This is a genomic window from Clostridium zeae, assembly GCF_017312485.1.
Taxonomy (GTDB): domain Bacteria; phylum Bacillota; class Clostridia; order Clostridiales; family Clostridiaceae; genus Clostridium_AR; species Clostridium_AR zeae.
The window spans coordinates 179,490-204,976 of record NZ_BMBA01000001.1 but is presented as its reverse complement, the minus strand read 5'-3'; the positions used below and the strand labels follow the sequence as shown (position 1 = coordinate 204,976).

Genomic DNA, 25,487 nt, shown 5'->3' with positions numbered 1-25,487 from the left:
TACATGTGTTAAAATTACCATTGTGCTAGTACGGGCGGTCCTCTGTCATATTTACATATGGTAAGAACGTCACATTATTACTAAGGAGGGAATGCACATGAACGAAATATTAAGAGCAATTGAACAAGAACAAATCAGAACTGATTTACCACAATTTAACGTAGGTGACACTGTTAAGGTTCACGTAAAAGTTAAAGAAGGTACAAGAGAAAGAATCCAAGTTTTCGAAGGTGTTGTAATTAAGAGACAAAATGGTGGATTAAGAGAAACTTTCACTGCTAGAAGAATAGCTTATGGCGTTGGCGTTGAAAGAACTTTCCCACTAAATGCTCCAATCATAGATAAGATTGAAGTTACAAGAAGAGGTAAAGTAAGAAGAGCTAAGTTATTCTACCTAAGAAATAGAGTAGGTAAAGCAGCTAAGGTTAAAGAATTAATCTAATATTTAATTAAAAGACAGGGGCTAATTTAGCTCCGTTTTTTATTATAATGACAATTTTTTATTATGATTATAATTTTATTTTAAGATTGATTGTGCAGTTAATTGTAACATAGTTGATAAATACATAGGTATACTATTACTATTGAACTAATTGTTGTATATGAAACTATATAAATATATATAATTTACATTCATATATTGATATATCTATACACTTATATAAGTCTATGAGTATATAAATCTATGAATATATGAATGTGAATATAATGCTTTTGTTGCATTATATAGGATATGTTTTTGAATAAGAAAGGAATGATTTTATGGCGATAAATTGGTTTCCTGGCCATATGGTGAAAACCAAAAGAGAGATTAAAGAAAATTTAAAGTTAGTAGATGCTGTTATTGAAATTAGAGATGCTAGAATTCCAAAATCTAGTGCTAATCCTGACATAGATGAATTATGTAAAGATAAACCTAGATTAATTCTACTTAACAAGAGTGACCTTACAGATAGCAAGACTACTAAGGCTTGGATTAATGCTTTAAAGAGTGAGTCAATTAGAGCAATCGAAGTTAATTGTCTTAAGGGTGATGGTATAAAAAATATTAAACCTGCATTAATGGAATTGCTAAAGGAAAAACATGAAAGGCTAAAAGCAAAAGGATTAGCTAAGATTATAACAAGAGTTATGGTTGTAGGTATTCCTAACGTTGGAAAGTCTACTTTCATAAATAAGATGGCAAGAAACAATATAGCTAAAACTGGTGATAGGCCTGGTGTCACTAAAAATAAACAATGGATTAAAACCTCTATTGGTATTGAGCTTCTTGATACTCCTGGTGTGCTTTGGCCAAAGTTTGAAGACGATGAAGTTGCATTAAACTTAGCTTTTACAGGTGCAATTAAAGATGAAATTATGGATACGGAAGAGCTTTCTTTAAAGCTAGTAGAGAGGTTACAGAATACTAATCCTGAATTACTAAAAACTAGATATAAATTAGAAGCAGTTGCTGAAGAGCCAACTGATACTTTAAATATGATTGCGAGAAAAAGAGGGGCAATTGTATCTGGTGGAGAGATTGATTACAATAGAATAGCTTCTATTTTATTAGATGAATTTAGAGGCGGAAAGATAGGTAATGTATCTTTAGAGACTCCTTGGAAAGGTGAAGAAATTGAAGGATAGCATTATTTATTTGAAAGAAAACTTACATAATATTAGTTTTAAGGAGGTTAAAGCCTTAGCTGCATCAGTATCTATTAACTTAAGTAATAGAGAAGAGCTGTCAGAGCTTGCTAATATTCTTTCTGGTGATAAAAGAAAGAACGTGCTTGCATTAGCTAAAAAAATTGAAACCTCAATTCAAAAGGAAGAAGCAGAGTACAACAGAGTTAGAGCTATGTACATGTTTGATAAACAATTTAGTAATTTTAGATACGTTGCAGGGGTTGATGAAGTTGGCAGAGGTCCTCTTGCTGGGCCTATAGTAGGTGCAGCTGTAATTTTAGACCTTAATAACTTAGGCGATATAATCTTGGGTATAAAGGATTCTAAGGCATTAAGCGAGCAAAGACGTGAGGAATTAGATGTTATCATAAGAGAAAAGGCGCTAGCCTATAGTATAACTGTATGTGATAATAAGCAAATAGATACACTTGGAATAGCTCATTGTAATAATAAGATTTTCTTAGATGCTTGTAGAACTTTGCCTATAGAGCCTCAATTGGTTCTTTCTGATGGATATCCAGTTAGAAACTTGAATAAACCTAATAAATTTGTAATAAAAGGAGACGCAAAAAGCGCCTCTATTGCATGTGCTTCTATAATTGCTAAAGTTTATAGAGATAGACTTATGAAAGAATACGATCTTATATATCCTGGATATGGTTTTAAGGATAATGTAGGCTATGGGACGCAAAAACATGTAGATGCAATTCATGAAATAGGAACATGTGAAATACATAGAATGTCGTTTCTCAATAACATACTATCTAAAAAATAATTTTAATATTATCAAGTTATCTATTAATATGATGCATTTTGTAACAGAAAAACTGTTTACCTAAATGCATCTTTTATTAAATTAGTCTTAATATCTGCATTTCTATGATTTAGATATACTTCTATAATATCAAATCTAGCATTTACATTATATAATTGATATTTATGTATAAAGTATTTGGCAACTTTTTTTATGCTTAGTACTTTACTAAAAGATACGGCTTCCATTGGACTTCCAAATGCTGAGTCGTATCTTGTTTTTACTTCAATAAAACAAAGTATTTCTTTATCCCATCCAATTATATCTATTTCTCCATTTCTACAATTGAAATTTTTCTTAATGATATTGTATTTTTCACTTAAAAGGAGATTGCAAGCTATATTTTCTCCTGTAGTTCCTATGGATTTATTCATCTTTTTCATTTTATTATCCCCTTATAATATATTTTTAATATTATTGCCTGTTGAAACAAAAAAATAACTTTTTTGTTATTAAAATTAAAAATGGTCAATAATCATTAAAGAGGTGATTGAGATGGCAACAAAAATAATAAGTGCATCGTTTAACGGTATTGATGGTGAAGTTGTATATGTAGAAGTGGATATTAATAAAGGATTACCTTCATTTTCTATAGTTGGACTACCAGATATGTCTATAAAAGAGTCTAAAGAAAGGGTTCGTTCTGCAGTAATCAATAGCGGATATGAGTTTCCACTTGGAAGAGTAGTAGTTAATCTAGCCCCTGCTGATATAAAAAAGATAGGTACTCTTTTAGATTTACCAATAGCTATAGGCATTCTGCTAGAGAGCAATCAGATTACAATAAGTGATTCTAATAAATATATGATAGTAGGTGAATTATCATTAAATGGTGAAATAAATGCTGTGAATGGATGTTTACCTATTATATTAGAAGGTAAGAATAGAGGAATAGATAATTATATTATACCTCAAGGAAATATAGAAGAGACATCGCTAATAAGGAATGGAAATATATATCCTTTTAAGAATCTGAAGCAAGTTACAGAATTTCTAGTTTATGAAGATCAATTACCAATAAAGCATGATGAAGTAGTTAAGTTTACTAAGCTCCGTGAAATAGAATATGATTTTAGTGATGTGTATGGTAATGAATCTGCAAAAAGAGCTTTAGAAATTTCTGCTGCATCTAATCACAACATTATGCTTTATGGACCAGCTGGTTCTGGAAAAACAATGCTAGCTAAGAGGCTATCATCAATACTACCAGATTTGAGCTATGAAGAATGTTTAGAGGTTACAAAAATATATAGTGTTTCAGGAAATCTGAAGAATAAAAATGGTTTTGTTAATTTAAGACCCTTTAGAAATCCTCATCATACGACACCTAAAAATACCCTTATCGGTGGTGGAAGAGAATTGGCAGTAGGTGAGATTAGCCTTGCGCATAAAGGGGTATTATTTTTAGATGAACTATTAGAATTTGATAGAAGAGTTCTTGAATGTTTAAGAGAACCTTTAGAAGAAAAATTGATACAAATATCGAGGCTTTCTGGCAAAATAACATATCCTGCCGACTTTATTTTTATCGGAGCAGCTAATCAGTGCCCTTGTGCCAAAAGCGTTGATAGCAGTGGGTTTTCCAGTTGTATTTGCACTGATTTAGAAAAAAATAAGTATCAAAAAAGGTTATCAAAAGCAATAGCAGACAGAATAGATTTGTATGTATCTGTGGTTCAAATTCCCTTCAATGAACTAATGAGTAGTTCGAGAAGAGAAAGCTCTAAAGATATAAAAGAAAGAGTTATGAAGGCAAGAGATTTGCAAGAGAAAAGATACAAAGATATAGGGATAAATTTCAATTCGCAATTAAACCATAGTCAAATAAAAAAATATATAAAATTAGACAACGAATGCTTAGATTTAATAGAAAAAATTTATGATAAATATAGAATAAGTACAAGAGGTCTGGATAAAATTTTAAAAGTTTCTAGAACTATAGCTGATTTAAATGGTGATAAAGATGTAAAAAAAGCATCTATAATAGAGGCTTTAAGTTATAGAAAGTTTTTTGATGGACAGATAATATAAAGGAGAAATTGATTTTGGATTTTTATAAAATTTGGTTTTCCATGTTACCTATAAGTGATAGTATAAAATTGAATCTACTGGATGAATATATAGATGAAGAAAATATTTATAGAAATATCAATTCTAATCCTTATAAAACTATGAAACTTGTAAATAAAAAGATTAAGAATAATATTTCAGAAGATGAAATAACTAAACTTACTAGATACATAATAAAAAATAATATCGGACTTGTAACATATACAGAAGACAGATATCCTAGTTCTTTAAGAAATATAAACGATGCTCCTTATTGTTTATTTTATAAAGGGGATATTGACATTTTAAATAAAAAGATTAATATAGCAGTAGTAGGCTCAAGAAAATGTACGTCCTATGGAAGGGAAGCTACAAAGTTTATTTGTAGAGAATTAAGCAGATATGACATATGTATAATTAGTGGCGGAGCCTATGGAATAGACTCAGAAGCTCATAAAAGTGTCATAGAAAATAAAGGAGTCACTTGTGGAGTATTAGGTTGTGGTATTGATGTAATATATCCAGCTTATAATAAAATTTTATATGAAAATATAGAAGTAAATGGTTGTCTTATATCGGAGTTTCTTCCAGGAACTAAACCTTTACCTTATAATTTTCCTAGACGGAATAGAATAATTAGTGGATTGTCTAAAGCTGTCATAGTAGTAGAAGCTAATGAGAAGAGTGGTTCGTTAATTACAGCAAATTATGCATTAGATCAAGGTAAAGATGTTTTAGCAGTACCAGGAACAATTTTTTCACCTCAAAGTAAAGGTACAAATAGACTATTAAGAGATGGTGCTACGTCTATATTAGATGCAATAACTTTATTAGAAGGCCTTGATATCAATATGAAAAAAAATAAAAATTTCAGTGATACCTTAAAAGCTCAAATTATAAGGTTATTAAATGATAAACCTACTCATATTGATGAAATTATAAGAAACACAGATATTGACACCTCAATGATTTATGAGTTATTATTTGAAATGCAATTTAATAATGAAATTATGTGTATTTTAGGAAATTATTATGTTAAAAATATTTAAAACTAGGGGGTGAACACTCCAAAGTTTTTGAGGAGTAAAAAATGGGTCAAAATCTTGTAATAGTAGAATCGCCTGCAAAGGCAAAAACAATTAGTAAATATTTAGGGAAGAATTATGTTGTAGAAGCATCTATGGGACACATAAGAGATCTTCCTAAAAGTCAGCTAGGGGTTGACGTTGATAATAATTATAATCCCAAGTATATAACCATAAGAGGTAAAGGGGATTTATTAGATAAGCTAAAAAAACTTGCAAAGAAAAGTGATAAAATATTCTTGGCAACTGACCCTGATAGAGAAGGGGAAGCTATATCTTGGCATCTAGCTAATATCTTAAAGATACCTGATATGGATACTTGTAGAGTTGAATTTCACGAAATTACTAAAAATGCAGTGAAAAATTCTATAAAGAACCCAAGGACTATCAACCAAAACTTAGTCGATGCTCAGCAGGCAAGAAGAGTTTTAGATAGACTAGTTGGTTATGAAATAAGTCCTATTCTATGGAGAAATGTTAAGTGGGGACTAAGTGCTGGTAGAGTACAATCAGCAGCCTTGAAATTAATATGTGACCGAGAAGAAGAGATAAATAAATTTGAATCTAAAGAATATTGGACTGTAGATATAAAATTAGAAAAGAAAAATAAAAAATTCAATGTTAAGATAGCAACTCTTAAAGGGAAGAAATTTGAAATAGCTACTGAAGAAGAAGCTAATAAAACAATAGAACAGCTAAAGAAAAACGATTTTATAGTTGCAAAAGTTAAAAAGGGAACAAAGAATAAAAATCCCCTACCACCTTTTACAACAAGTACTCTTCAACAGGATGCTAGTAGAAAACTCAACTTTCAAACTAAGAGAACAATGTCAATTGCCCAACAACTTTATGAAGGTGTTGAAGTTAAAGGATATGGAACAGTGGGACTTATAACATATATGAGAACCGATTCTGTAAGAATATCCAAGGAAGCTCAAGATAGTGCTTTACAATTTATTGGTGACATTTATGGAAATAGTTATATACCTGAAAGTCCAAGAGTATATAGAGGTAAAAAGAATATACAAGATGCTCATGAAGCAATTAGGCCATCATTAGTTGAGATAACACCTGAAATTGCAAAAAGTAATCTATCATCAGAACAATATAAGCTATATAAGCTTATTTGGGAAAGATTTATAGCAAGTCAAATGGCATCATGTGTTCTTAATACAAATACCATTGATATAAACAATGGAGATTATAAGTTAAGAGCTACTGGTTCCACTATTAAATTTGATGGTTTCATGAAAGTATACGAGTATACAACTGATGAAGATGAAGAAAGTGTATTACTTCCAGAAATAGAGGAAAATGAAGTTCTAAACTATGATAGTATATTAGGTAAACAACATTTTACTCAACCACCACCAAGATATACTGAAGCTTCTTTTGTTAAGGTACTAGAGGAAAATGGAATCGGAAGACCAAGTACTTATGTTCCAACAATATCTACAATCTTAGGCAGAAAATATGTACAAAGAGAAAAGAAGAATTTATTCCCAACTGAGCTTGGTATTATTGTAAATAATATTATGAGTGATTACTTTAAGCAAATTGTTGATGCTGATTTTACAGCTGATATGGAAAATAAGCTTGATTATATCGAAGAAGGAAAAGTAGAATGGGAAAAAATCGTTGATGAATTCTTTGGACCACTAAAAGAAGCCTTAGACAAGGCAGAAAAAGAAGTATCAAAAGTAGTAATTGAAGATAAAGTAAGTGATGTTAAATGCGATAAATGTGGTAAGATGATGGTGATAAAACAAGGCCGCTTTGGTAACTTCTTAGCATGTCCTGGATATCCTGATTGCCAAAATACTAAACCAATAGTTGAAGAAATCGATGCTAAGTGTCCGCTTTGCAATGGAAATGTAGTTGTTAAGAAAAGCAAAAAAGGTAATAAATTCTACGGATGCTCTAACTATCCAGAATGTTCTTTTGTTAGTTGGTATGAACCAGCAAAAGAAAAATGTAGCCATTGTAATTCACATATGGTTGTTAGATATAGTAAAAGCAAAGGTAAGTATTTAGAATGTACAAACAAAGAATGCGGCAACAAAGTTCCTGTTCAAAATGATGAAAAGTAGAATTATATGTCGAAATAGCGGAAAAGACTGTTGAAATAAGTTTTTTTGTATGCTAATATAGATTTGGATGTGAAAATTTTTAAAATTTAAACTATTCAAAAAATTCGAAAAATATTTTCAGGGTTTTAATTTTTTTATAATTTTAAATTGGTACGTGCTATGTGTGTATTAAATTAAAACCCTGTATTATAAACATCGGTATTACGAGGAGGAATTTAATGTCAACTCTACTAAACAAAACAAGAATGTTAAATAAAATTTTGCAAAAATCCGGTACTGAACCTTTGGCCTTCGAAGATATTTGTAAATTATTAAGCGAAGTATTAGCTTGTAACGTGTACATATCAAGTAGAAAAGGAAAAATACTAGGATATACATTCTCAGATAGCTTTGAATGTGACATAATGAAAAGAAAGATATTGGATGACAAGAGATTTCCAGAAGAATATAATAGTAAACTATTAAACATAGGAGATACATTAGCAAACCTTCCAAACAAAGGACAATGCGTTTTTGATGGTGAAGGTGAATGTATGATGTCGGACAAGCTTTCTACAATAGTTCCTATAGTTGGAAACAGAGAAAGATTAGGAACACTTCTACTTGCAAGATTTAAAGAACCATTTACTGATGAAGATTTAGTATTAGTAGAATATAGTGCAACAATAGTAGGGTTAGAAATTCTTAGATCAAAACAAGATGAAATTGAAGATGAAGCAAGAAAGAAAGCAGTAGTTCAATTAGCTATTGGAACCCTTTCTTACTCAGAACTTGAAGCGGTTGAACATATTTTTGATGAATTAAATGGAAACGAAGGTTTGCTAGTTGCATCAAAAATTGCGGACAAGGTTGGTATAACAAGATCTGTAATAGTAAATGCTTTAAGAAAGTTTGAGAGTGCTGGAGTTATCGAGTCACGTTCATTAGGAATGAAGGGAACACACATTAGAATTCTTAATGAAAAATTACTTGATGAATTAAAGAAAATAAAATAGTCAATAATTATCAGGAGGAGAGTTCCTCCTGATTTTTTTATTCTTTAGGAATTTATAATTCAATTATAGCTTTGGATAAAGATTGTACCACTTCGATTCGAAATCTATTTTCAAAACTCATCTAGGTTCTGAGATGCGAATTTGAAAATATAAATTTTATTACGAAGTGGTACATTCATAAATATGAGTAACGACTTAAAATATAATTTGATGTAAAGAATAAAAATATAAGTCTGTCGCCTGTAAGATTTTTCGCTACTTTCAGAAAAGGCAAATGCGCAAAAAAACACTGAAGAAAGCCGCTTCAGTAATTTTTCCATATTAATTAATAATTTTACAAATTTATATTGCTTGACAGTAAACCTTATGATATACTGTCTAAGGTAAGAAAATACACACATTATCGAATTATTAGAGTGGTGCCCTTTCAGGGAATCTCTAAAAATATGATGATAGTGGAGGAAACAACCAAAATTTAGGAGGTACTTTTATGTCAGTTATTTCAATGAAACAATTATTAGAAGCTGGTGTTCACTTTGGACATCAAACAAGAAGATGGAACCCTAAGATGGCTCCTTATATATTCACAGAAAGAAACGGAATATATATAATAGATCTTCAAAAGACAGTAAAAAAGGTTGAAGAAGCTTATGACTTTATTAAAGAAGTAGCAACAGAAGGTAAAGATATACTTTTCGTTGGTACTAAGAAACAAGCACAAGAAGCTATTCAAGAAGAAGGCGCTAGATCAAACATGCACTTCGTTAATAATAGATGGCTTGGTGGTATGCTTACTAACTTTAACACTATTAAGACTAGAATAAACAGATTAACTGAAATCGAAAAGATGGAACAAGATGGTACATTCGAAGTTCTACCTAAGAAAGAAGTTACTAATCTTAAGAACGAAATGGAAAAGTTAGAAAGAAATCTTGGAGGAATCAGAAACTTAGATGCTACTAACATAGGTGCATTATTCGTTGTTGATCCAAGAAAAGAAAAGAACGCTATATCAGAAGCTAAGATTCTTGGTATACCAGTAGTAGCTATAGTTGATACTAACTGTGATCCAGATGAAGTTGATTATGTTATACCTGGAAATGATGATGCTATAAGAGCTGTAAAACTTATAACTGCAAAAATAGCTGATGCTATTATTGAAGGAAGACAAGGCGAACAATTAGCTGAATAATTATATATTGGGTAGGTGAAGCAAGGCTTCATTTACCTTTTAAATTAACATTTTAGGGAGGAATTAGCATGATAACTGCTCAAGCTGTTAAAGAATTAAGAGAAAGAACTGGCGCTGGAATGATGGACTGTAAGAAGGCTCTTACAGAAACAAACGGCGATATGGACAAAGCTGTAGAAGTATTAAGAGAAAAAGGTTTAGCTGCTGCTGCTAAAAAAGCAGGCAGAGTTGCTGCTGAAGGTATAGTTAAGACTTACATATCAGATGACAAGAAGAGCGCTGGTATTGTTGAAGTTAACTGTGAAACTGACTTCGTTGCTGCTAACGAAGAATTTGTAGCTTTTGCTGGTAAGTTAGCTGAAATGGCTTCAACTACTACTGTTGCTACAGTTGAAGAGTTTGTAGCTCAAAAATACAACGAAGAACAAACAGTTCAAGAATTCTTAACTGCTCTAATCGCTAAATTAGGCGAAAACATGACAGTAAGAAGATTCCAAAAGTTCTCAGTTGAAAACGGATTAACTCAAAGCTACATCCATGGTGGTGGTAGAATTGGTGTTGTTGTTGAACTAGGATGTGAAACTGCTAGCCCAGTTTTAGAAGAAGTTGCAAGAGAACTTTGTATGCAAGTTGCTGCTGCAAATCCTTTATTCTTAGATAAGACTCAAGTTGATACTGAATCTTTAGAAAAAGAAAAAGAAATATACAGAGCTCAAGCTCTTAATGAAGGAAAACCTGAAAAGATCGTTGATAAAATGGTTGAAGGAAGAATTCAAAAATACTATAAAGAAGTATGTTTAGTTGAACAACCATGGGTAAAAGATGGCGATAAGACTATAACTAAATACTTACAAGAGAAATCTAAAGAAGTTGGTTCTCCAATCAATATCAATACTTTCGTTAGATATGAAAGAGGAGAAGGTATAGATAAGAAAGAAGAAAACTTTGCAGAAGAAGTTGCAAAGCAAGTTCAAGGAAAATAGTAAAACAAAAGAGAACACACCGTGTTCTCTTTTTTTAAAAAATAAATATATACTACATGGTGGAGGTTGTGTAATGGAAGCTAAATATAGAAGAGTAATACTAAAACTTTCCGGTGAAGCTCTAGCTGGTGATAATGGGTTTGGAATCGATTTTAACGTAGCAACAAGAATAGCTAGTGAAATAAAAGAGCTTGTAGATATGGGCATTGAAGTTGGTGCTGTAGTTGGTGGCGGAAATATATGGAGAGGCAGAAGTGGAGAAGGAATGGATAGAACTACTGCTGATTATATGGGGATGTTAGCAACATGCATAAATGCACTTGCGCTTCAAGATTCATTAGAAGGTTTAGGTGTGCTTACTAGAGTTCAGACTGCAATCGAAATGAAAGAAGTAGCAGAACCTTTTATAAGAAGAAGAGCTATGAGACACCTTGAAAAAGGTAGAGTTGTAATATTTGCAGCAGGCACTGGTAACCCATATTTCTCAACTGATACAACTGCAGCTTTAAGAGCAGCTGAAATAGAAGCAGATGTTATACTTTTAGCTAAAAAAGTTGACGGAGTTTATGATAAAGACCCACATAAGTACAATGACGCTAAAAAATATGATACTTTATCATACATTCAAGTGTTAGAACAAGGTCTTCAAGTTATGGATTCTACAGCGACTTCACTATGTATGGATAATAGTATTCCAATACTTGTGTTTGGACTTGACGAGCCAGGAAATATAAAAAAGGCCGCATGTGGAGAAACAATTGGTACTTTAGTTTGTAATAAATAAGGAGGTCTATGATGATTAAGGATATTATAAAAGCATCTGAAGATAAAATGAAAAAAACTTTAACTGTTTTACACTCTGAGTTATCGACAATGAAAGCTGGGAGAGCTAATCCAACTATGCTTGATAGAATTCAAGTTGACTATTATGGAAGTATGTGTCCTTTAAATCAAGTTGCTAATATTTCTGCTCCAGAGCCAAGACTACTTGTGATTACTCCTTGGGAAAAGTCACTTTTAAAGGAAATAGAAAAAGCTATATTGAAGTCAGATTTAGGTATTAATCCAACTAATGATGGTACAATAATCAGACTTTTAGTTCCAGAACTTACTGAAGAAACTAGAAAAAACCTAGTGAAAAATGTTAAGAAAGCTGGAGAAGACGCTAAAGTTGCGTTAAGATCAATCAGAAGAGATTCTAATGATAAAGTTAAATCTTTAAAGAAAGATGGAGAAATTTCTGAGGATCAAATTAAAAAGGCTGAAGAAGATATACAAAAAATAACAGATAGTTATGTAAAAGAAATAGATAAAATGGTAGCAGATAAGGAAAAAGAAATTATGACAGTTTAAAACCTGCTTCTTTAGCAGGTTTTTTCTCTATGGGTGTGAAAATTTGCATAAATATTTATATTTTCAAATTTTACAATAAAACCGTGAAAATTTGAAAATAAGCTGGAAATTCACTTGGCACACCTCTATTTAAATAAAATTTGTTTAAAATATATTTATATGAAGAAAATATTGATAATATTAATAATGTCATAAATCTTCTTATAGGAGTGTAAAAATTATGTTTAACTTCTTAAAAAAGAGAAGCACTATAAGTTATGATGGAAGTATAGATTTAGATTATGATAATATACCGAAACATATAGCTATAATTATGGACGGCAATGGGAGATGGGCTAAGGAAAGAAATCTTCCGAGAACTATTGGTCATAAGGCTGGTGTAGAAACAATTCGCAAAATTATAAAAGAATGTGACAAGTTGGGAGTTAAGTATATAACTCTCTATGCTTTCTCAACAGAAAATTGGAAAAGACCAAAGGATGAAGTCAGTGCTTTAATGGATTTATTAGTTGAATACTTAAAGAAAGAGTTTGACGAACTTAATAAAAGCAACGTAGTTATCAATCATATTGGTGATATTTCCAAGCTACCTGAAAGATGTAGTAAGGAACTAATAAGTGCATACAAAAGAACCAAAGATAATACAGGTATAGTTATGAATCTTGCTTTGAATTATGGTGGAAGATCTGAAATAATAGATGGAGTAAAAAAGATAGCACAGGATATACAAGATGGAAAACTAAAAATTGAAGACATTGATGAAGAAGTAATTTCATCTCATATGTATACCAAAGGTATGCCAGACCCAGATTTAATTATTAGACCAAGTGGAGAACAAAGATTAAGTAACTTCTTGCTTTGGCAATGTGCTTATTCTGAGTTTTGGTATTCCAATATAAATTGGCCTGATTTTTCAGAGTCAGATCTTCATAGAGCTATTTACGATTATCAAAATAGAGATAGAAGATTTGGCGGCATAAAATAACTGAGGTGATATTATGAAATCGAATAACAGATATCTAGGTGCATTAATAATTGCCCCAATACTAATTTTTATATTTCTTGGTGGAGTATACTTAAAGTATTTCACAATTTTAATATCAATGATTGGTATGTATGAATTTTATAAAACAATGAAAGTTAAAGATTTTAATCCAATATGGCCAGTTGGATACGCTCTTTTAATTTGCTATTACTTTATAAACGCGGATATAGAAAAACTAGTTTATCTGCTAATAATAGCACTAATTATTTTATTTTGTATACCGGTTATTAATACAAAATATACTTTTATAGATGTTTCGTTAACTATTCTAGGTTTTTTATACGTGGGTGTTTTTTTTAGTTTTATTTATCTGATAAATACTATGCCTAATGGTAAATTTCTAGTATGGTTGATATTCTTAGCTTCATGGCTTTGTGATACTGTAGCTTATTATACAGGAAAATATTTAGGAAAAAGAAAACTTTGTCCTAAAGTAAGTCCTAAAAAAACAATTGCTGGTTCTATCGGTGGATTGGTTGGCAGCACTTTAGCTTTATCAGTTTATGGATATTTTATAAACTCTTTTATACATAATATACCTTTTTATCATTATATAATAATAGGAATATTATGTGGGGTGTTCTGCCAATTTGGAGATTTAATAGCATCCTCTATAAAAAGATATGTAGGTATAAAAGATTATAGCAATCTTATACCAGGTCACGGTGGAATACTTGATAGATTTGATAGTATATTATTCGCTTCAACTATAATATACATGTATCTTCACCTTGTATTAGCTATATAAATTATATTATGTAAAATTAACTGAATTTTAACATATATTTGAACTCATAATGCAGAAATGTACTATGAGTTTTTTTGCTGTATAGGAAGTATAAAATTTTTTAGTTAGCTGAACCTTGATATTTCAATGATTTCAGAAGTTTTTATGTCTATATAGTAAAAAATAGAACTTATTGGCCCGCCAAAATTTCTTCACATTCTCTTGGAAAGGCAGATGCGCAAAAAATCACTGAAGAAAGTCGCTTCAGCGATTTTTTCTTTTTACTTATATTTTTATTAATATACTTATATTTTTATTAATATACTTAACTAAAGTAATTATATCTATATTTAAATTATGAATTAGAATTTATACAAATGTACCTCTTTATAATAAAAATTGTAATTTTAAATTCTCTCATCAGAACCAATGAGAGTTTTAAAAATAGATTTCTATTGGAAGGGATACAGATTTAGAAAGGAATGAAAATGTTAAAAGAATACGCCAAGTTAATTCAGTTACTAATTTTATTGATTATAATTTTACTAGTATCATATATAGTTAAAAACTATTTTAATCCGTTCTTATATATTGTTGTTTTATATCTACTGGCAAAACCTTCACAAAAGTTTTTTTCGAAAGTTACAAAATCATTTAAATTATCTGCAGCTTTTAGTATAATTGTATTAAATTTACTTTTGTTTATTATTATATTTTATTTGAGTAACAATATAATTCTGCTTTTTCAAAAATACATTGTTTTAAATATAGACAAGCTACGATCTTTTTATGGTGATTTTATTAATTTAATTGCAGTAAGTGGTAGTGGTGATATATTGAATAACGGAAGTAGTCTGATTGACAGTTCAATTATAAGAAAAGGTGCTGCATATACATCTGAAAGTATCGTATCTTATGTTATTGCTAATATTTGTGTTTACTTTTTACTAGTAGATGAAATTGTTTTGAAGAAAGTTTTCTATTCATTTTTGCCAACATCAGTAATCAATAATATAGGTCAGTCTATTTTGAAACTAAAAAAGCTAGCTGCTATTGAAATAATGCTTGCGTTGATTAGCACTTTAGAAACATTAATTGGCTTTATTTTCTTCAAAGTACCAGAACCATTTTTGCTAGCTATTATATGTGGAATGCTTGATATACTTCCTTATGTAGGAACAATTATTGTATTTATTCCACTAATAATATACAATATTGTATTAAAGGAGTATTTCATAGCCATTGGATTGGTAATATTATACATTCTAATACAAATAAATAGAGAAATTCTTGAAACTAAATTTATTGGAGATAAGCTAGATATACATCCTATACTTGCACTTATCTCAATATATATAGGAATTAAACTATTTGGTATAATAGGTATAATATCAGGACCGCTATATATACTTCTAGCTAAAAACATAATAATCAGTTCAACTCAGGAGGATTTTACATGAAAAATATAGCTATATTAGGGGCAACTGGTTCTATAGGAACACAAACTTTAGATGTATTAAGATTTCATAAAGATGATTTTAAATTAATTGGAATAAGTGCACACAGAAGTACTCAAAGTATTATGAATATAATAGATGAATTTTTACCTAAGACTGTTGCTATGACGGATTTCGAAGCTTATAACACAATTTTGGATTATTGTACTAAAAAAGGGTATGATATAGAAGTAAACTTTGGTATTGATGGATTGAATAAAGTTGCAACCTGTAGAGAAGTGGATATTGTTGTTACTTCTGTTGTTGGTATGATAGGATTAGAACCAACATTGAATGCCATTTGGGCTGGAAAAACTATAGCATTGGCAAATAAAGAGACTTTAGTGGTTGCTGGTGAATTAGTTATGTCAGAAGCGAAAAAGAATAATGTTAATATACTTCCCGTAGATTCAGAACACAGTGCAATCTTTCAAAGTCTACAAGGAAATAACATGAACAAAATAGATAAAATATTACTTACTGCTTCAGGTGGACCTTTCAGAGGGAAAAAAATAGAAGATTTAAGTACTGTTACTTTAGAAGATGCATTGAAGCATCCTAATTGGTCAATGGGACCAAAGATAACAATTGATTCCTCTACCCTTATGAACAAAGGATTAGAAGTAATAGAGGCACATTGGCTTTTTGATTGCGATTATGACAACATAGAGGTGGTTGTACATCCTCAATCAGTTATCCACTCTATGGTTCAATATGAAGATGGAGCCGTAATAGCGCAACTTGGAACTCCTGACATGAAATTACCTATTCAATATGCATTAAATTACCCGAGTAGGAAAAGCAATATTGGAGGGACTTTAGACTTTAAAACTTTGCGCACTTTAACATTTGAAACTCCAGATTTGCAAACCTTTAAATGTCTAGGCCTTGCATTTAAAGCTGGAAAGCTTGGAAAACTTATGCCGTGTATACTTAATGCTGCAAATGAAGCCTGCGTAAGTTTATTTTTAGACAGTAGAATTGAATTTTTACAAATAGGAGATGTTGTTGAAGAATGTATGAATAAGTTCGACTACAACAAAGAAGTAACTTTAGAAAATGTAAAGGCTATGGATAAAGAAGTAAGAGATTATGTATTTGAAAAGTATGAATAGGAGGAATTGCTGTGTATATAGTTTTTGCGGTTATCGCATTTAGTTTATTAATATTAATTCACGAACTTGGACATTTTACTTTAGCGAAGCTTAATGGGGTAAAGGTAGATGAATTTTCTATAGGAATGGGGCCTAAACTCTTTAGTATTAAAGGCAAAGAAACGGAATATATGATTAAGGCACTACCTATCGGTGGATATGTAAAAATGTATGGTGAAGAGGAAACCACTAATGATAATAGAGGTTTCATGTCAAAGTCTCCACTTCAAAGGATTTCTATAATATTTGCTGGAGCATTTATGAATTATGTGCTAGCAATAGTTTTATTTAGTATTTTTACATTTCATAGTGGGTATGCAATACCTGTTGTAAAGGATGTTGTAAAAGATTCTCCAGCAGCTAAAGCAGGATTAATGCAAGGTGACCAAATCACTAAAGTCAATAATTCAACAGTGCTTACTAAAGATGATTTAACATATGAGATAGCTATGTCAAAGGGTAATGCTGTAGACGTGCAATTAAAAAGAGGAAGCGAAACTAAAAATTTTAGTATAGTACCAACTAAAAATAGTGATGGAATTTTAATGATAGGTATAACTAATGATTTTGTTGAGAATCCTTCTGTTGTTCAAAGTGTTAAGTATAGCTTCAAGGGAACAGCTTCATGGGTTAAGCAAACATTTTCTGCTTTAAAGACAATTTTTACAGGAAAAGCTAACCTAAAAACTGATGTTGGTGGACCAGTAACTATAGTTAAAATGACTGGAACTGCAGCTAAAAGTGGTATAGTAACTTTAATATGGTTTACAGCTTATTTAAGTGTTCAGCTTGCAGTATTTAATCTATTACCATTTCCAGCACTTGATGGAGGATGGATTATTATGTTATTATTTGAACTGATAACAAGAAAGAAAGTTCCAGATAAAGTTGTAGGTGCACTAAACTTTGTGGGATTTTCGCTACTTATGCTGTTGATGCTTTTAGTAACAGTTAAGGATATATTGTTCCCAGTTAATTTGTAGGAGATGGTTTTATGGACAGAAAGCAAACAAAAAAAGTTAGAGTTGGAAGTGTATTTATAGGCGGAGATTCACCTGTATCAGTACAATCTATGACTAACACAGATACTAGAGATGTTAAAAGTACTATCGAACAGATAAAAAGACTTGAAGAGGCTGGTTGTGATATAGTTAGGTGTGCAGTACCTGATATGGAAGCAGCAGCAGCTATTAATGATATAGTTAAAGGGATCAATATTCCGTTAGTAGCTGATATCCATTTTGACTATAGATTAGCATTAGAAGCTATAAAAAATGGAGTTTCGGCACTTAGAATAAATCCTGGAAATATAGGAAGCGCTGATAGAGTTAGACTTGTGGCTGAGGCTGCAAAGTCAAGAGAAATTCCTATAAGAATTGGAGTTAATTCAGGATCACTTGAAAAAGAATTACTGAAAAAATACGGAAGTCCAACTCCTGAGGCTTTAGTAGAAAGTGCTCTAGGACATGTAAAGATACTGGAAGATATGAATTTTAATGATATAGTAATATCATTAAAATCAGCAGATGTATTAAAGATGATTGACAGCTATAGGCTTATGTCTCAGAAGGTTAATTATCCTCTTCATTTAGGGGTTACAGAAGCCGGAACATTATGGAGAGGCACTATTAAGTCAAGTATAGGTATAGGTACTTTGCTTTCTGAAGGAATAGGTGATACCATAAGGGTATCTTTGACAGGAGATCCTGTTGAAGAAATTAAAGTTGGGCGTGAAATACTTAAAACTTTCGGATATGTTAAATCAGGAATACAATTCATATCTTGTCCAACATGTGGAAGAACAAAAATTGATTTAATTAGTATAGCAGAGCAAGTAGAAAGTAAGCTAGCATCTTGCAAGAAAAATATAAAAGTAGCTATAATGGGTTGTGTCGTTAATGGACCTGGCGAAGCTAGAGAAGCCGATATTGGAATAGCTGGAGGAAATGGTGAAGGGCTAATATTCAAAAAAGGTGAAATAGTTAGAAAAGTTGATGAAAAAGACCTAGTTAATGAATTAATTAAAGAAATTGAAAACTTTTAAAAGCGACTTAGTCGCTTTTTTTGTTGTAAGTTTAGTTCAATATAAAAATTTAAACAAGATAATTAATTAAAATAATTGCTAATAATGAATGTTTTTGATGAATGATGTAACAAATCAGAAGCCCTTTATCTACTAATATAAATTAGTACTTGTAATCCAATAATTACTATGTTATGATTACACTAGTAGATTATTTACAATAGAGCAAGATAAGAGTGGGCATAAAAGTCCGCTCTTTCTATTTGTAAACGCAACTTGTTGAGAGTTGCGTTTTTGCATAATAATCAATATAGATTTATTATCTGGGAATACTAATAAAAATTGCTAGGTGTTTAAAGGAGGATAGATATGAAAAAAGATGCACTTTTAGAAAATTTAAATAACCTTTGCAAGCCTGTTGTAGATGAACTTGGGTATGAACTTTATTACGTTGAGTTTGTAAAGGAAAACAATGAATACTACTTAAGGATATATATCGATAAGCCAGAAGGTATATCTCTAACTGACTGTGAGAATGTAAGTAGGAGAATAAGTGATATACTAGATGATAAGGATCCTATAACAGATCCATATTATTTAGAAGTTTCTTCGCCTGGACTTAATAGACAGTTATTTACTGAAGAGCACTATAAAAGATTTGTAGGCTCAGAAGTTTTTGTAAAATTCACTAAAAATGTTGATGGTAAGAAAAATGTAAAAGGTATACTTGAAGAAGTAACAGATGAAGCATTAGTTATCGCAGAAAACAGTGAGAAATTTACTGTTCCTAAAGATAAAATAAAGTCTGTAAACATCGAAGGGGAGATTTAGTAAGGAGGGTTAAAAAAATGAATGAAGAATTTATAGGTGCATTGAAAGAGATTGTAAAAGAAAAGGGGATAAGTGAAGATCTTATTTTTACAACCTTAGAAGATGCTCTTGTAGCTGCCTATAAGAAGAATTATGCAAATTCAACTACTGCAGCGCAAAATGTAAGAGTAAGTATGAACAGGGAAACTGGTGAAATCCATGTTTATGCACAAAAATCAATTGTTGATTTTGTTTATGACGATGTGTCAGAAATATCAATTGATGAGGCAAAAGAGATTGATCCTAGATATGAAATAGATGATGTTGTTGAAATAGAAGTAACTCCAAGAAACTTTGGTAGAGTAGCAGCACAGCTTGCAAAACAAGTAGTGATCCAAAGAATTAAGGAAGCAGAAAGAAATATTATCTATAATGAATTCATTCAAAAAGAATTTGATATAATCACTGGAACTATTATTAGAAAAGATAAAGGAAATGTCTTTGTTGATTTAGGAAGAATAGAAGCAATTCTAGGACCTAATGAACAAATGGCTGGTGAGGAATATAATTTTAATGAAAAGTTAAAACTTTACATTGTAGAAGTAAAAAACACTTCAAAAGGTGCTCAAGTTTTAGTTTCAAGAACTCATCCAGGACTAGTAAAAAGACTTTTTGAGTTAGAAGTTCCTGAAATCTTTGAAGGTGTAGTAGAAATTAAGAGTATTGCAAGAGAAGCAGGTTCAAGAACAAAGATCGCAGTAAATACAACTGACGAATCTGTTGATCCTATGGGAGCTTGCGTTGGACCAAAGGGTTCAAGAGTTCAAAATATAGTTAATGAGTTAAAAAATGAAAAAATTGATATCATTAAATGGAGTAAATTACCTGAAGAATATATAGCTAACGCTTTAAGCCCAGCTAAAGTTTTAGATGTTGCAATTGATGAAGATAATAAGTCTGCTAAAGTAGTTGTAGATGACAATCAATTATCACTTGCTATAGGTAAGGAAGGTCAAAATGTAAGATTAGCTGCTAAGCTTACTGGCTGGAAGATTGATATTAAAAGCAAGTCTCAGACTGAATAGTTCTGAAGCTTGGAGGTGCTACAATGAAACCAAAAAAAATTCCGATGAGAATGTGCACAGGTTGCATGGAAATGAAACCAAAAAAAGAACTCATAAGGATTGTTAAAAGTCCAGAGGGTGTTGTATCAGTTGATTTGACAGGTAAAAAATCCGGTAGAGGAGCTTATATCTGTAAAAGTGTTGAATGCTTAGATAAAGCATTCAAAGCAAAAAGACTTAATAAAAATCTTGAAACAACAATCGATGAGAATATTTATAATAACTTAAAGGATGAAATTGTAAATGGTTAATAAGTTTCTTCAGTTTTTAGGACTAGTAAAAAAATCCGGGAACTTAATTGAAGGTTACAATAGATGTGAAGAAATATTAAAGAAGAAAAAGATTTATTTGTTTATATTCTCAACTGAGCTTTCACCTAAAAGTAAGGATATGTTTATGCGATATTGCATAGAAAAAAATATCCCTACCATTGATGTTTTCTCTAAAGAAGACTTAGGACTAAGCTTAGGAAGAAGTGAAATTAATGTATTAGCTGTTACAGAAGAAAATATGGCTAAGAAATTAATTCAAATTCAGGAGAATATTTGATAAATCCAACGAATTTTGTCGGGGGTGAATCTATGTCAAAAATTAGAGTATATGAATTAGCAAAAGAATTAAATGTAGCAAGCAAGGATCTTATAACTTTGCTTATGGATGAATTTAGCATAGAAGTTAAGAATCATATGAGTGTTATAGAAGACGAAGATGCAGAACTTATTAAGGAATTATTAGCAGGTAGTGATCACACTATAATTCCAGCAGGTTCGGATGACGATGATGAGGAAGTTTCTAAGACTATCGTAGATGAATATGAGGAAATGGTTGCTGAAGAAGTTAATAATGTTGCTAAAAAGAGAAAGAAAAAGAAATCAGATGATGAAGAAGTTAATGATGAAGATAGCACTGTATTAGACGGTGGTACTATTGAAATCAGCGATACAATAACAGTTAAGGAATTAGCTGAAAAGTTAAATAAACCTGGTGCTGATGTAATAAAAACTCTAATCTTCACTGGTGTTATGGCTGCTATAAACCAAGAAATAGACTTCGCTACAGCTGAAAAAGCTGCAGAAAAGTATGGTGTTTCAGTTATAAAGAAAACAGAAGAAGCTACTTTAGAAATATTTGAAGAGGAAACTGAAGATGGCGAAAACCTTGAAAACAGACCTCCAATTATAACAGTAATGGGTCACGTTGACCATGGTAAGACTTCTTTACTTGATGCTATAAGAAAAGCAAAGGTAACTGAATCAGAAGCTGGAGGTATAACTCAGCACATAGGTGCTTATACTGTTAATGTTAACGATCAAAAGATAACATTCTTAGATACTCCAGGACATGAAGCGTTTACAGCAATGAGAGCTCGTGGTGCTCAGATTACTGATATAGTTATCCTTGTAGTAGCTGCTGATGATGGTATAATGCCACAAACAGTTGAAGCTATAAATCACTGTAAGGCTGCAAATGTACCAATGGTTGTAGCTATAAATAAGATGGATAGACCAGGAGCTAATATCGAAAGAGTTAAACAAGAGCTTACAGAATACGGTCTTGTATCAGAAGATTGGGGCGGAGATGTTATATGCGTTCCAGTTTCTGCAAAAACTCGTGAAGGTATAGATACTCTTCTAGAAATGGTAGTTTTAACAGCAGAAATGCTTGAACTTCAAGCTAATCCATCAAGAAGAGCTAAGGGAACTGTTGTAGAAGCTAAACTTGATAAAGGTAGAGGAGCTGTTGCATCTTTACTTATCGGTAATGGAACACTTCATTCTGGAGATTCAATCGTAGTTGGTTCAACTTATGGAAGAATTAGAGCTATGTTTGATGACAAGGGTAAGAAGATTAAACTAGCAGGACCTTCAATACCAGTAGAGGTTCTTGGATTATCTGATGTTCCTTCAGCAGGTGACAGATTTATAGTAGTTAAAGACGAAAAGACTGCTAGACAAATGGCAGAATCAAGAAAAGAAAAGAATCGTGAAGAAAGCTTTAACAACTCAAATAGAGTTTCTCTTGAAGACTTATATAGCCAGATAAGAGAAGGAAAAGTAAAGGAACTTGCTATAATAGTAAAAGCTGACGTTCAAGGTTCAGTTGAAGCTATAAGATCATCATTAGAAAAGTTATCAACTGATGATGTTAGAGTTAGAGTAATTCATGGTGCTGTTGGAGCAATAACTGAAACAGATATAACTCTTGCAACAGCTTCTAATGCTATTGTTATAGGATTTAACGTAAGACCTGATAACAATGCAGTAAGTATCGCAGAAAAAGAAAATGTTGATATAAAGACATACAGAATTATCTATGATGCGATCGAAGATGTAAAATCAGCTATGATAGGTATGCTTGAACCTGAATATAAAGAAGTTATACTTGGTAGAGCTGAGATAAGACAGACATATAAGATTTCTAATGTTGGAACTATTGCTGGATCTTACGTATTAGATGGTAAGATGGTAAGAAATTCTGAGGTTAGAATAATTAGAGACGGCATAGTTATACTAGAAGGTAAGCTTTCATCATTAAAGAGATTTAAGGATGATGTTAAGGAAGTTAATACAGGATATGAATGTGGATTAAGTTTCGAAAAGTTTAATGATATCAAAGAAGGCGATATCGTTGAAGCCTTTACTATGCAAGCAATTGAAAGAAAAGAACTTTAAAAGAGGTGATTTTCATGCCTAACTATAGAGGCGGAAGAATAAACGAAGAAGTAAAAAAAGAAGTAAGTGATATAATAAGAAACAGTATAAAAGATCCTAGACTAACTGCTATGATAAGTGTAACAGATGCAGTAGTAACAAAGGATCTAAGATATGCTAATATCTATATTAGTATATTTAGTTTAAGTGAAGAAGAAAAGAATAGTACTTTTAATGCCTTAAAGAGTTCCAGTAGCTTTGTTCGTAAAGAATTAGGTCATAGAATTAATTTAAGACATACACCTGAAGTATTATTTCAGTTAGATGAGTCTATTGAAAAAGGAATGCATATAGATTCTCTTTTAGAGAAGATAAAGGAGAAATAAAATGACACTACATGAAATTGCTAATAAAATTTTACCGATGAATAAAATAGGTATTACATTTCATGTTTCTCCTGATGGTGACGCTGCTGGTAGCGTGTTGTCATTGTATCAAGCTTTAAAAAAAATGGGTAAGGAAGCTTATATGATATCGAAAGATACGATATCATATAATTTAAGCTTCCTTCCTTTTTCAAATGAGCTTAATGGAGAATGTGTAAGTCCTAAAGAAGATAGTGATTGTGTAATAATACTTGATTGTGGAAATAAAGAGAGAATTTCAGCGGATTTAGAAGGATTTAAAGGGACTATTATAAATATAGATCATCATTTATCAAATGATCGTTATGGTGATTTAAATTTTATAGATGTTACTGCCTCTGCAACAGCAGAAATAGTATATAGTCTTATAAATTTATTAAACGCTGAAATGGATAGTAATATGGCAAAATGTCTATATACAGCCCTTGTTACAGATACAGGGTCTTTTAGACATTCAAATGCAACTCCGACTACTCATAATATTGCATCTGAACTCCTAAAATTTGATATAAATCATTCAGATATTCATAGTAATATATTTGATAACAAGCCTTTTGAAAAGCTAAAACTTATAGGTTATGTATTAGGAAATACAGAGCTTATATATGAAGGCAAGCTTGCTGTTATGGAAATTACTAAGGATACAATTAATAGATTAAATATAGTATTAGATGATTCTTCAGATATAATCTCTCAAGGACTTCAAATTAGAGGCGTTGAGGGAGCGGTATTGTTTAGGGAAGTTGAAGATGGTGTCAAAGTAAGCCTTAGATCTAAAAAATACTTAAATGTTAATAAAGTTGCTTCAGTTTTTGGTGGAGGCGGTCATATAAGAGCTTCTGGAATTACAATGAAAAATATATCCTTAAACGAAGCTAAAAATTTAGTTTTAAATCAAATAAAAGAAGAGATATAGATATGAATGGTGTAATTAATATAAATAAAAGTACAGGTATGACTTCTTTTGATGTAGTTAGAAAAGTTAGATTTTTAACTAAGGAAAAAAAAGTTGGACATACAGGAACCCTTGATCCTGAAGCTTCAGGGGTTCTTCCTGTTTGTATGGGAAAAGCAACTAAAATAATTGATTATATAATGGAAAATCAAAAATCATACAAAGTTAGTTTTAAATTAGGAATGATAACTGATACATATGACTTAGAAGGATCTGTTATTAAGATTTCAGAGACAGACCATATAAAGAATGAAGATGTTTTAAAAGTAATATCTAAATTTGTTGGTTTAATAGATCAGGTTCCGCCTATGTATTCTGCACTTAAGGTTAATGGAAAAAGACTATATGAACTTGCGAGGCAGGGAAAAGAAATTGAAAGAGAGGCAAGAAAGATTAACATATATTCTATAGATAATATAGAGCTAGATCTTCCTTTTGTCACTATGGATGTTACTTGCTCCAAGGGAACCTATATCAGAAGCCTATGCTTTGATATAGGAAATGAACTAAATGTAGGTGCAACTATGACTGCTTTGTGTAGAACTAGAAATGGATTTTTCAATTTAGGAAATAGTGTTAAGTTAGAAGATTTAAATGAATCTAATATAAATGATTTTATTATATCAATTGAAGATGCATTAAAATTTTATGACAGTATTAATGTTAATGAAAAATTCTCTAAGTTATTAATCAATGGGGTAAGAGTGAGTGATAGAACAATGATTAGAGATGAACTTGATTTTCAAAAGCTTTATAAAGTGTATGATAACAAGGGAGCTTTAATTGGAGTTGGTAAGATGAATAGGGATGGCTTTAAGTTAGAAAAATTATTATTAGATTAGAGG

The 25,487-nt window shown here is 31.1% G+C and carries 26 protein-coding genes; 25 read left to right on the top strand and 1 reads right to left on the bottom strand.

Annotation, left to right across the window (positions count from 1 at the left end; all coding sequences use genetic code 11):
• Positions 1–97: 97 nt before the first annotated feature.
• The 3 genes from rplS (at position 98) to rnhB (ending at position 2,446) form a co-directional block, all read left to right on the top strand.
• Complete coding sequence (gene rplS, locus J3477_RS00895; protein WP_206867681.1) at positions 98–442, top strand: 50S ribosomal protein L19; 345 nt, start codon at positions 98–100, stop codon at positions 440–442.
• A 320-nt stretch (positions 443–762) separates the two neighbouring features.
• Entirely contained in the window at positions 763–1,629 is an 867-nt protein-coding gene (ylqF, locus tag J3477_RS00890) for a ribosome biogenesis GTPase YlqF (protein WP_206867680.1), read from the top strand.
• A gap of 1 nt (position 1,630) precedes the next feature.
• A complete protein-coding gene (gene rnhB, locus J3477_RS00885) occupies positions 1,631–2,446 on the top strand; it encodes a ribonuclease HII (RefSeq protein WP_206869610.1) in 816 nt (271 codons plus the stop codon).
• 56 nt (positions 2,447–2,502) lie between these two features.
• On the opposite strand, the gene J3477_RS00880 is transcribed toward rnhB, so the two are convergent.
• Positions 2,503–2,868, bottom strand: a complete 366-nt coding sequence (locus tag J3477_RS00880) for a YraN family protein (RefSeq protein WP_206867679.1) — start codon at positions 2,866–2,868, stop codon at positions 2,503–2,505.
• Between the two features lie 112 nt (positions 2,869–2,980).
• Here J3477_RS00880 and J3477_RS00875 point away from each other — a divergent pair, with 112 nt between their 5' ends.
• The 22 genes from J3477_RS00875 to truB all read left to right on the top strand — a co-directional run bounded on the left by J3477_RS00875 (position 2,981) and on the right by truB (position 25,484).
• The gene (locus J3477_RS00875) at positions 2,981–4,516 is read left to right on the top strand and encodes a YifB family Mg chelatase-like AAA ATPase (RefSeq protein WP_206867678.1); all 1,536 of its coding nucleotides are present in this window, start codon (positions 2,981–2,983) and stop codon (positions 4,514–4,516) included.
• Between the two features lie 14 nt (positions 4,517–4,530).
• Entirely contained in the window at positions 4,531–5,583 is a 1,053-nt protein-coding gene (gene dprA / locus J3477_RS00870; RefSeq protein WP_206867677.1) for a DNA-processing protein DprA, read from the top strand.
• 41 nt (positions 5,584–5,624) lie between these two features.
• Positions 5,625–7,709: a type I DNA topoisomerase gene (topA, locus tag J3477_RS00865; RefSeq protein ID WP_206867676.1), complete on the top strand. Its 2,085-nt coding sequence runs from the start codon at positions 5,625–5,627 to the stop codon at positions 7,707–7,709.
• Positions 7,710–7,927: 218 nt separating this feature from the next.
• Entirely contained in the window at positions 7,928–8,704 is a 777-nt protein-coding gene (gene codY / locus J3477_RS00860) for a GTP-sensing pleiotropic transcriptional regulator CodY (RefSeq protein WP_206867675.1), read from the top strand.
• A 490-nt stretch (positions 8,705–9,194) separates the two neighbouring features.
• Entirely contained in the window at positions 9,195–9,896 is a 702-nt protein-coding gene (gene rpsB, locus J3477_RS00855) for a 30S ribosomal protein S2 (protein WP_206867674.1), read from the top strand.
• Positions 9,897–9,964: 68 nt separating this feature from the next.
• Positions 9,965–10,879: a translation elongation factor Ts gene (tsf, locus tag J3477_RS00850; protein ID WP_206867673.1), complete on the top strand. Its 915-nt coding sequence runs from the start codon at positions 9,965–9,967 to the stop codon at positions 10,877–10,879.
• 73 nt (positions 10,880–10,952) lie between these two features.
• Positions 10,953–11,663 (top strand): UMP kinase, encoded by a 711-nt coding sequence (pyrH, locus tag J3477_RS00845; protein ID WP_183277408.1) that lies wholly within the window; start codon positions 10,953–10,955, stop codon positions 11,661–11,663.
• Positions 11,664–11,674: 11 nt separating this feature from the next.
• Positions 11,675–12,232, top strand: coding sequence for a ribosome recycling factor (frr, locus tag J3477_RS00840; RefSeq protein ID WP_206867672.1), 558 nt, complete (start codon positions 11,675–11,677; stop codon positions 12,230–12,232).
• 220 nt (positions 12,233–12,452) lie between these two features.
• Positions 12,453–13,217 (top strand): undecaprenyl pyrophosphate synthase, encoded by a 765-nt coding sequence (gene uppS / locus J3477_RS00835; protein WP_206867671.1) that lies wholly within the window; start codon positions 12,453–12,455, stop codon positions 13,215–13,217.
• A gap of 13 nt (positions 13,218–13,230) precedes the next feature.
• Positions 13,231–14,025: a phosphatidate cytidylyltransferase gene (locus J3477_RS00830; RefSeq protein ID WP_206867670.1), complete on the top strand. Its 795-nt coding sequence runs from the start codon at positions 13,231–13,233 to the stop codon at positions 14,023–14,025.
• 467 nt (positions 14,026–14,492) lie between these two features.
• Complete coding sequence (locus tag J3477_RS00825; protein ID WP_206867669.1) at positions 14,493–15,464, top strand: AI-2E family transporter; 972 nt, start codon at positions 14,493–14,495, stop codon at positions 15,462–15,464.
• Entirely contained in the window at positions 15,461–16,615 is a 1,155-nt protein-coding gene (gene dxr / locus J3477_RS00820; protein WP_206867668.1) for a 1-deoxy-D-xylulose-5-phosphate reductoisomerase, read from the top strand. Before J3477_RS00825 ends, dxr begins: the two co-directional genes overlap by 4 nt.
• Positions 16,616–16,626: 11 nt before the next feature.
• Positions 16,627–17,637, top strand: a complete 1,011-nt coding sequence (rseP, locus tag J3477_RS00815; RefSeq protein ID WP_206867667.1) for an RIP metalloprotease RseP — start codon at positions 16,627–16,629, stop codon at positions 17,635–17,637.
• Between the two features lie 11 nt (positions 17,638–17,648).
• On the top strand, positions 17,649–18,698 hold the full coding sequence (gene ispG, locus J3477_RS00810) for a flavodoxin-dependent (E)-4-hydroxy-3-methylbut-2-enyl-diphosphate synthase (protein WP_206867666.1): 1,050 nt from the start codon (positions 17,649–17,651) through the stop codon (positions 18,696–18,698).
• A gap of 348 nt (positions 18,699–19,046) precedes the next feature.
• A complete protein-coding gene (rimP, locus tag J3477_RS00805) occupies positions 19,047–19,508 on the top strand; it encodes a ribosome maturation factor RimP (RefSeq protein WP_206867665.1) in 462 nt (153 codons plus the stop codon).
• Positions 19,509–19,525: 17 nt separating this feature from the next.
• Positions 19,526–20,572 carry a transcription termination factor NusA gene (nusA, locus tag J3477_RS00800; protein WP_206867664.1) on the top strand — a complete coding sequence of 349 codons (1,047 nt, stop codon included), beginning with the start codon at positions 19,526–19,528 and terminating at the stop codon, positions 20,570–20,572.
• Positions 20,573–20,595: 23 nt separating this feature from the next.
• The gene (gene rnpM, locus J3477_RS00795; RefSeq protein ID WP_183277398.1) at positions 20,596–20,862 is read left to right on the top strand and encodes an RNase P modulator RnpM; all 267 of its coding nucleotides are present in this window, start codon (positions 20,596–20,598) and stop codon (positions 20,860–20,862) included.
• On the top strand, positions 20,855–21,160 hold the full coding sequence (locus J3477_RS00790; RefSeq protein WP_183277397.1) for a ribosomal L7Ae/L30e/S12e/Gadd45 family protein: 306 nt from the start codon (positions 20,855–20,857) through the stop codon (positions 21,158–21,160). Before rnpM ends, J3477_RS00790 begins: the two co-directional genes overlap by 8 nt.
• 32 nt (positions 21,161–21,192) lie before the next feature.
• Complete coding sequence (gene infB / locus J3477_RS00785) at positions 21,193–23,283, top strand: translation initiation factor IF-2 (protein ID WP_206867663.1); 2,091 nt, start codon at positions 21,193–21,195, stop codon at positions 23,281–23,283.
• 14 nt (positions 23,284–23,297) lie between these two features.
• Positions 23,298–23,648 (top strand): 30S ribosome-binding factor RbfA, encoded by a 351-nt coding sequence (rbfA, locus tag J3477_RS00780; protein WP_206867662.1) that lies wholly within the window; start codon positions 23,298–23,300, stop codon positions 23,646–23,648.
• Position 23,649: 1 nt separating this feature from the next.
• Positions 23,650–24,603: a DHH family phosphoesterase gene (locus tag J3477_RS00775; protein ID WP_206867661.1), complete on the top strand. Its 954-nt coding sequence runs from the start codon at positions 23,650–23,652 to the stop codon at positions 24,601–24,603.
• 2 nt (positions 24,604–24,605) lie between these two features.
• Positions 24,606–25,484 (top strand): tRNA pseudouridine(55) synthase TruB, encoded by an 879-nt coding sequence (truB, locus tag J3477_RS00770; protein ID WP_206867660.1) that lies wholly within the window; start codon positions 24,606–24,608, stop codon positions 25,482–25,484.
• Positions 25,485–25,487 lie beyond the last annotated feature (3 nt).

Bases quoted from the DNA above. Each gene is read 5' to 3' on its own strand.
- J3477_RS00775 (WP_206867661.1), top strand. From the start codon at position 23,650: ATGACACTACATGAAATTGCTAATAAAATTTTACCGATGAATAAAATA.
- uppS (WP_206867671.1), top strand. From the start codon at position 12,453: ATGTTTAACTTCTTAAAAAAGAGAAGCACTATAAGTTATGATGGAAGT.
- J3477_RS00880 (WP_206867679.1), bottom strand. From the start codon at position 2,868: ATGAAAAAGATGAATAAATCCATAGGAACTACAGGAGAAAATATAGCT.
- frr (WP_206867672.1), top strand. From the start codon at position 11,675: ATGATTAAGGATATTATAAAAGCATCTGAAGATAAAATGAAAAAAACT.
- J3477_RS00875 (WP_206867678.1), top strand. From the start codon at position 2,981: ATGGCAACAAAAATAATAAGTGCATCGTTTAACGGTATTGATGGTGAA.
- nusA (WP_206867664.1), top strand. From the start codon at position 19,526: ATGAATGAAGAATTTATAGGTGCATTGAAAGAGATTGTAAAAGAAAAG.
- ispG (WP_206867666.1), top strand. From the start codon at position 17,649: ATGGACAGAAAGCAAACAAAAAAAGTTAGAGTTGGAAGTGTATTTATA.
- infB (WP_206867663.1), top strand. From the start codon at position 21,193: ATGTCAAAAATTAGAGTATATGAATTAGCAAAAGAATTAAATGTAGCA.
- topA (WP_206867676.1), top strand. From the start codon at position 5,625: ATGGGTCAAAATCTTGTAATAGTAGAATCGCCTGCAAAGGCAAAAACA.
- rpsB (WP_206867674.1), top strand. From the start codon at position 9,195: ATGTCAGTTATTTCAATGAAACAATTATTAGAAGCTGGTGTTCACTTT.
- tsf (WP_206867673.1), top strand. From the start codon at position 9,965: ATGATAACTGCTCAAGCTGTTAAAGAATTAAGAGAAAGAACTGGCGCT.
- J3477_RS00790 (WP_183277397.1), top strand. From the start codon at position 20,855: ATGGTTAATAAGTTTCTTCAGTTTTTAGGACTAGTAAAAAAATCCGGG.
- truB (WP_206867660.1), top strand. From the start codon at position 24,606: ATGAATGGTGTAATTAATATAAATAAAAGTACAGGTATGACTTCTTTT.
- J3477_RS00830 (WP_206867670.1), top strand. From the start codon at position 13,231: ATGAAATCGAATAACAGATATCTAGGTGCATTAATAATTGCCCCAATA.
- rnpM (WP_183277398.1), top strand. From the start codon at position 20,596: ATGAAACCAAAAAAAATTCCGATGAGAATGTGCACAGGTTGCATGGAA.
- rplS (WP_206867681.1), top strand. From the start codon at position 98: ATGAACGAAATATTAAGAGCAATTGAACAAGAACAAATCAGAACTGAT.
- ylqF (WP_206867680.1), top strand. From the start codon at position 763: ATGGCGATAAATTGGTTTCCTGGCCATATGGTGAAAACCAAAAGAGAG.
- dxr (WP_206867668.1), top strand. From the start codon at position 15,461: ATGAAAAATATAGCTATATTAGGGGCAACTGGTTCTATAGGAACACAA.
- rbfA (WP_206867662.1), top strand. From the start codon at position 23,298: ATGCCTAACTATAGAGGCGGAAGAATAAACGAAGAAGTAAAAAAAGAA.
- rimP (WP_206867665.1), top strand. From the start codon at position 19,047: ATGAAAAAAGATGCACTTTTAGAAAATTTAAATAACCTTTGCAAGCCT.
- pyrH (WP_183277408.1), top strand. From the start codon at position 10,953: ATGGAAGCTAAATATAGAAGAGTAATACTAAAACTTTCCGGTGAAGCT.
- codY (WP_206867675.1), top strand. From the start codon at position 7,928: ATGTCAACTCTACTAAACAAAACAAGAATGTTAAATAAAATTTTGCAA.
- J3477_RS00825 (WP_206867669.1), top strand. From the start codon at position 14,493: ATGTTAAAAGAATACGCCAAGTTAATTCAGTTACTAATTTTATTGATT.